This window comes from Streptomyces sp. NPDC079020 (assembly GCF_044542225.1).
Taxonomy (GTDB): Bacteria; Actinomycetota; Actinomycetes; order Streptomycetales; family Streptomycetaceae; genus Streptomyces.
Window position 1 is genome coordinate 1 of sequence record NZ_JBITUB010000037.1, and the last position, 5,972, is coordinate 5,972.

Annotated in this window: 5 protein-coding genes; 1 reads left to right on the forward strand and 4 read right to left on the reverse strand. The window is 70.6% G+C overall.

Going from position 1 to position 5,972, the window contains the following annotated elements; translation table 11 throughout:
- Positions 1 to 75: 75 nt before the first annotated feature.
- The 4 genes from ACIGJO_RS35610 to ACIGJO_RS35625 form a co-directional block, all read right to left on the reverse strand.
- Positions 76 to 915 carry an SDR family NAD(P)-dependent oxidoreductase gene (locus ACIGJO_RS35610; RefSeq protein ID WP_399965572.1) on the reverse strand — a complete coding sequence of 280 codons (840 nt, stop codon included), beginning with the start codon at positions 913 to 915 and terminating at the stop codon, positions 76 to 78.
- Between the two features lie 232 nt (positions 916 to 1,147).
- Positions 1,148 to 1,993 (reverse strand): amidohydrolase family protein, encoded by an 846-nt coding sequence (locus ACIGJO_RS35615; RefSeq protein ID WP_399965575.1) that lies wholly within the window; start codon positions 1,991 to 1,993, stop codon positions 1,148 to 1,150.
- The gene (locus tag ACIGJO_RS35620) at positions 1,990 to 3,177 is read right to left on the reverse strand and encodes a mandelate racemase/muconate lactonizing enzyme family protein (protein ID WP_399965577.1); all 1,188 of its coding nucleotides are present in this window, start codon (positions 3,175 to 3,177) and stop codon (positions 1,990 to 1,992) included. The genes ACIGJO_RS35615 and ACIGJO_RS35620 overlap by 4 nt, the downstream gene beginning before the upstream one ends.
- Complete coding sequence (locus ACIGJO_RS35625; protein WP_399965579.1) at positions 3,177 to 4,547, reverse strand: aspartate aminotransferase family protein; 1,371 nt, start codon at positions 4,545 to 4,547, stop codon at positions 3,177 to 3,179. Before ACIGJO_RS35625 ends, ACIGJO_RS35620 begins: the two co-directional genes overlap by 1 nt.
- A 313-nt stretch (positions 4,548 to 4,860) precedes the next feature.
- Here ACIGJO_RS35625 and ACIGJO_RS35630 point away from each other — a divergent pair, with 313 nt between their 5' ends.
- The gene (locus ACIGJO_RS35630) at positions 4,861 to 5,718 is read left to right on the forward strand and encodes an IclR family transcriptional regulator (RefSeq protein WP_399965581.1); all 858 of its coding nucleotides are present in this window, start codon (positions 4,861 to 4,863) and stop codon (positions 5,716 to 5,718) included.
- The last annotated feature ends 254 nt before the right edge of the window (positions 5,719 to 5,972 follow it).

The following is a 5,972-nucleotide window of genomic DNA, read 5'->3' on the forward strand; positions in this document are numbered from 1 at the left end:
GACGGCGTGACGAATCTGGGACTGCCATGACGGAGGTGCTCCTCGCGTTGTCGATGGACCGGCTGGCCGGTGACGTCAGATCGTGTTGCGGTACGGCGGCATGAACCGCATGCGCGGCATCTGGTCGGCGAGCACTCCCCCGTCGACCACGATCCGCGCCCCGGTGAGATAGGCCCCCGCGTCGGAGGCCAGCAGCAGCAGCGCGCCCACGCACTCGTCGGGCCGCGCGTAGCGGCCGAGCGGGATGCGCTCGCGGTAGGCGGACTCGAAGCTCTCCCGGTCGAAGGGGAATTCGCCGTCGATGGGCGTCTCCACCATGCCGGGTGCCAGGGTGTTGGCCGTGATGCCGTGCGGGGCGAGTTCCACGGCCAGGGTTTCGGTCAGCAGCTGGGCGGCGGCCTTGGAGGCGTTGTAGTGCGCCAGGCCGGCCTCGGCCACCAGGGCGTTCTTCGAGGTGATGGTGATGATGCGGCCCGCGACGCCGTCCGCGGTCATGTGTTCGGCGATGCGCTGGCTGAGGAAGAACACCGCGTCGACATTGACCCGCATGATGTGCGACCAGCTCGCGGGAGTGATCTCGTTGAAGCGTTCCAGGGCCGCCGTGCCCGCGTTGTTGACCAGGATGTGCAGCGGCCCGGCCTCGGCCCGTACGGCGTCGGCGAACCCGGCCAGCGCGTCGATGTCGGCGAGGTTCTGCCCGTACGTCCAGGTCCGGCGGCCGAGGGCCTCGACGGCCGCCGCGGTCTCGGTGATCCCGTCGGCGCCGGGCAGGTCGACGAGGACCACGTCGGCGCCCGCCTCGGCGAGGCCGACGGCGAAGGACCGGCCGAGGCCCCGGGCGGCCCCGGTCACCAGGGCGGTGCGGCCGGTGAGGTCGAAGCGCTCGGTGCCGCGGGGCGGGACAGCTGCGGTCATGGCGGGTTCCTCCAGGCGGAGCGGTACGGAGAGGTGGGCCGCCGCGCCGAACCGGGGAAGGAGGCGCGGCGGCCCTGCTGCCGGACGGGTGCCCGGGTACCGGGGGGCGGCGCCCCGGGCTTCGGTCCGGCAGGCCGGTGGGGAACGGCCGGACCGGCGGTGCGGTCCCGGCTGTTCCGGGTGAACGGCCGGGTCCGCGGAGGGAGCCCGGCCGTTCGCGCTGGGGCGCCGGTCAGCCGTTCAGGCCCAGCAGGTCCAGCGACGGCCGGTGGATGATTTCCTCCACCTTGTCCACGTCGAGCGGTGCGAGCCCGGGGATGCCGGGGATGCGGGCGATCTCCCGCAGCCCCTTCACCGATTCGTCGACCGTCGTGAACGGGTAGTCGCTGCCGAACATCACCTTGTCGAAGACCCCGTAGTCCTGGACCAGCCGCAGGCTGTGCCAGAGCTGGAAGGGCCGGTAGTGCAGGGCGCTGATGTCCGCGTACACATGCGGGTGCTTGCGGATGACCGCGATGCACTCGCCCTCGAAGGGGTGGCCGAGATGGGCGAGGACCATGCGCAGTTCCGGGTGGCGGATGGCGACCGCGTCCAGGTGACGTGGCATCGCCCATTCCAGCGGGGCGTTCGACACGAAGGTGGTGCCGGTGTGGACCAGGAGCGGCAGCCCGTGCCGTTCGGCGTAGGCGTACAGCTCGTCGTACTCCTCGGCGGCCGGGTCGAAGCCCGCGTACATCGGCATCAGTTTGATGCCGCGCAGGCCCAGCTCCTGGTGGCCGTAGCGGAGTTCGTCCTGCCAGCCGGGCTGGGTGGGATCGAGGGAGAGGTAGCCGATGAGACGGTCGGGGTGCTTGCGGACGTACGAGGCCACGGCGGCGTCGTCGACCCAGAGCCCGCTGCGGCGGGCCTTGCCGCCGACGACGACGGTCCGGGTGGACGCGGGCGCGGTGGCGGCGTAGTCCTCCCACGTCACCGTCAGGTCGACCTCGCCCTCGTGGGCGCGGGCGGAGTCGGAGCTGAAGGGTTCGGTGAAGTCGTGGCTGTGCCGGAAGAGGTGCGAGTGGACGTCGACGATCATGTCCGGTTCCGCTTCTCCCAGCCGTCCGCGAACATGTTCCAGAAGCGGTGGCTGGGCGGGTGCTCCTCGAAGACCTCGTCGACGAGTTCGACACCGAGGCCGGGGGCGGTCGGCAGGCCGATGTGGCCGTCCGCCATCGGCAGGGTGCCCTTCAGCGCCTCGAAGACGAAGGGCTCCAGCAGCCCGTCGAAGGTCTCCAGGATCTTGAAGTTGGGGATTCCGAGCGCCGCGTGCACCGAGACCGTGGTGCAGAGCGGCGAGTTGGAGTTGTGCGGGGCTACGAGCATGCCGTGGGTATCGGCGATCGCGGCCAGTTTCCTTACCTCGGTGAAGCCGCCGGCCATCGAGAGGTCGGGCTGGATGATGTCGACGGCGTTGGTCGCGAAGAGCTGCTTGTACTCGTAGCGGTTGTGGAAGTGCTCACCGCCGGAGATCGGGAAGGCGGCCCGCTGGCGCAGTTCCGCGTACCGCTCGATGTGGGTCCAGGGCATCGGCTCCTCGAACCAGCCGATGTCGAACGGCTCCAGCTCGCGCACCAGCCGCGCGGCGGTCGGCATGGCGAAGCGGGCGTGGCCCTCGATGAAGAGGTCGATGTCCGGGCCGATGGCCTCGCGGACGGCGGCCACCAGGTCGACGGAGCGGCGCAGTTCGGCGCGCTCCAGCTCGTGCAGGCCGGGTCCGAAGGGGTCGAACTTGAGCGCGGTGAAGCCCTTCGCCACGGTCTCCTTCGCCTTGGCCGCGAAGGTCTCGGGCTCCCGCTCGCCGGTGTACCAGCCGTTGGCGTAGACCCGTACGGTGTCGCGGCAGGCGCCGCCGGTCAGCCGGTAGGCGGGGACGCCGAGCGCCTTGCCCATCAGGTCGTACATGGCCTGGTCGAGGCCGGACAGGGCGACGCCGCCCATGTCACCGCCGCGCAGGAAGTCGCCCTGGTAGACGCGGAGCCAGAGCTCCTCGATGTCGAAGGGGTCGGCGCCGATGAGGTGGCGCCGGGCGACGGCCTCGGTGAGCGCGCAGACCTCGCCCACCCGGTAGGGGTGGGTGATCTCGCCGATGCCGCTGAGGCCCTCGTCGGTGTGGACCCGGACATAGCCGAAGTCCCGCCAGGAGGTGCCGAGCATCAGGGTCTCGACGCGGGTGATCCGTCCGGCGGGGCCGGCGGGGCGCGTGCGGTTGACGGTGAGCATCAGCGGGTCGCTCCGCCCATGGTGGAAGTGTTCTCCAGGTCGCGGGCGCCGCCGTCGGCGAGCACCGCCTTGACGGCCGCCTCGGTGCCTTCGATCAGGCGGTCGACGTCGGCGTCGGTGTGGGCGTAGCTGATGTGGCTGCGCTTGAGGTTGAGCGGCAGCTCGAACAGGCCGTGCTCCAGGAGCTTGCGGCGGTAGCCGACGAAGAGCGAGGCGTCGTTGTTCAGCAGGTCGGCGTAGGTACGGGGGGCCTCGCCCGGCATGAAGTAGCTGACGAAGACGGAGCCGTAGCCGGTGACGACGGCCGGGACGCCGAGGCGTCCGTACAGGGCCGTCAGTTCGGTGCGGACCCGGTCGCCGAGCCGGAAGACGTGCTCGTGCACCGGCTCCTCGCGGAGCTTGCGCAGGGTGGCGAGGGCGGCGGCGACGACGGAGGGGTGTCCGTTGTACGTACCGGCGAAGAAGGCGGGGGCGCCGGGGCGGGTGGAGAAGAGGTCCATCAGGTCGGCGCGGCCGCCGATCGCGCCCACGGGGGCGCCGTTGGCGATCGCCTTGCCGAGGGTGGTGAGGTCGGGGGTGACGCCGGAGATCTGCTGCCAGCCGCCGGTGCTGTGCCGGAAGCCGGTGATGACCTCGTCGAAGATCAGGACGCTGCCGGCCCTGGTGGTCTCCTCGCGGAGCGTGGTGAGGAACTCCTGGTACGGCAGGAGGGCGCCGACGTTGTGCGGGACGGGTTCGACGATGACGGCGGCGATGTCGGAGCCGTGCTCGGCGAAGGTGCGGCGGACGGCCTCGCTGTCGTTGAACGGCAGGACGAGGGTGGCTTCGAGGACCTCGGGCAGGATGCCGGTCGAGATCGGGTCATGGCCGCCGACCTTCTCGGGGGCGGAGATGACATTGAGGCTGACCGAGTCGTGCCAGCCGTGGTAGCAGCCCTGGAACTTGACGACGAGGCGGCGGCCGGTGGCGGCGCGGGAGACGCGCAGCGCGTGGAACGTGGCCTCGCTGCCGGTGCTGGTGAGCAGGACCTTCTCGATGGAGGGGATCAGCTCGGTGAGCTGTTCGGCGAGGAGGACCTCGCCCTCGGTGACGCCGACGCCCATGTGGCCGAGGGTGGCGCCCGCTTCGGCGGTGGCGCGGGCCACGTCGGGGTCGTTGTGGCCGAGCAGCGGCGGGCCGAACGCCGAGTGGAAGTCGGTGTACTCGCGTCCGTCGGCGGTACGGAACCGCGCGCCGTCGGTGCCGGTGACCACCAGGTCGGTCAGTCCGGGAACGCTGCGCTGACCGCTGTTCACGCCGCCGGGTACGACCTGGCGGGCGCGTTCGGCGAGTCGGGCTCCGGATTCGTTGCCCACCGGGCCTGAACTCATGGTGCTTGCTCCTTGCGTCGAGAGTCGTCGGTTGTCGCGGACCCTGCCCGGCCCGTGAGTCCCTGGCGCCATCCGCCCGGCAGTCGCCGCAGGAAGAGGGTGATCCGTGGTGCTCGTGGTGCTGCGTCTCTGATTTTCAAAACACTGTTCTGTAGAGCAGAACAGTGCCTGGATATTACGTCCGCTCCCTGGGAGGGTCAACCCCCTTTCGGACACCAAAACACCGATTCCCAGCCCTTCCTGGGCCCTTCCCGGACCTTTCCCCGCCGCAGAGGGTCCGCTCGACCCGGGTCAGGCACTACGCTGTTCTGCTATGACGAACAGTGCTGCCCAAGAAGAACCGAAGTACTGGGTCAAGAGCGTGGCCAGGGCAGCGGACATCCTCGAAGCGCTCGCCGCCCCCGCCCAGGGGAACGGTCTGAGCGTCACCGAGGTGGGCCAGGCCTGCTCCATCTCCAAGAGCGCCGCCTTCGGCATGCTCCAGACCCTGCGCGCGTACGGACTCGTCTCGGACGACGGCGAAGGGATGAACCGGCGCTACCGGCTCGGCATGAGCCTGGCCAGACTCGGCGACCGGGCCCGCTCCCAGGTCTCCCTGCGCGGCGTCGCCCACCCCGTCCTGCGCGACCTCACCGCGCTGACCGAGATGGCCTCCCGGCTCGCCGTTCCCGAGGACGGGCACGCCGTGGTGGTGGACCAGGTCGAGCTGGACCAGCGGGTCCGGCTGGACCTGCGCATGGGCCAGCGCGAGCTGCCGCACTGCACGGGGCTGGGCAAGGCCCTGCTGTCCGCCGTGCCGCAGAGCGAGGCCGCCGCGGTGATCGAGCGGTTCGGGCTGCCCCGGCGCACGGCGCGGACCATCACCGACCCGGCCACGTTCCTGTCCCATCTGCGCGACATCGCCCGGGTCGGGTACGCCCTGGACGACGAGGAGGACGCCGAGGGGATCATCTGCATCGGGGCGCCGGTCTTCGACGACCGTTCGGTGTGCGCGGGCGCGGTCAGCATCACCGGCCTCAAGCTCGGCCTGCCGGCCTGGCGCTACCAGGAACTGGGAGGTCAGGTGCGCGACGCGGCCCGGCGGATCAGCCTGTCCCTGGGCTGGGTCGAGGACACCGCCGGGTCCGCGTCCGACACGACTCAGGCGCATTCCGACGAAATCAGGTCTTGACCGATCGGCACAACCCGCCGTAGGTTCCCTGCCAACCCCGATGACACCCACAGGTCATCGGCGATTTACCCCTTCCGGCCCGCTACCGACGCCTGCCCATCGCGTCGTGGACATCCAACGGCCGGACCCTTTTCAGCCATCCGCCCCATGGCAGTCCCCCGCAGGAACGCTCCCTCATTTTCGGCACTTCTCGGAAGGCGAAGTCCGCATGAGCGTTCCCACCAGTCCCACCCCCGCGCAGTCCAGCCGTCGCA

Excerpts from the sequence above, each read along its gene's own strand:
- ACIGJO_RS35630 (WP_399965581.1), top strand. The coding sequence starts at position 4,861 with ATGACGAACAGTGCTGCCCAAGAAGAACCGAAGTACTGGGTCAAGAGC.
- ACIGJO_RS35625 (WP_399965579.1), bottom strand. The coding sequence starts at position 4,547 with ATGAGTTCAGGCCCGGTGGGCAACGAATCCGGAGCCCGACTCGCCGAA.
- ACIGJO_RS35610 (WP_399965572.1), bottom strand. The coding sequence starts at position 915 with ATGACCGCAGCTGTCCCGCCCCGCGGCACCGAGCGCTTCGACCTCACC.
- ACIGJO_RS35620 (WP_399965577.1), bottom strand. The coding sequence starts at position 3,177 with ATGCTCACCGTCAACCGCACGCGCCCCGCCGGCCCCGCCGGACGGATC.
- ACIGJO_RS35615 (WP_399965575.1), bottom strand. The coding sequence starts at position 1,993 with ATGATCGTCGACGTCCACTCGCACCTCTTCCGGCACAGCCACGACTTC.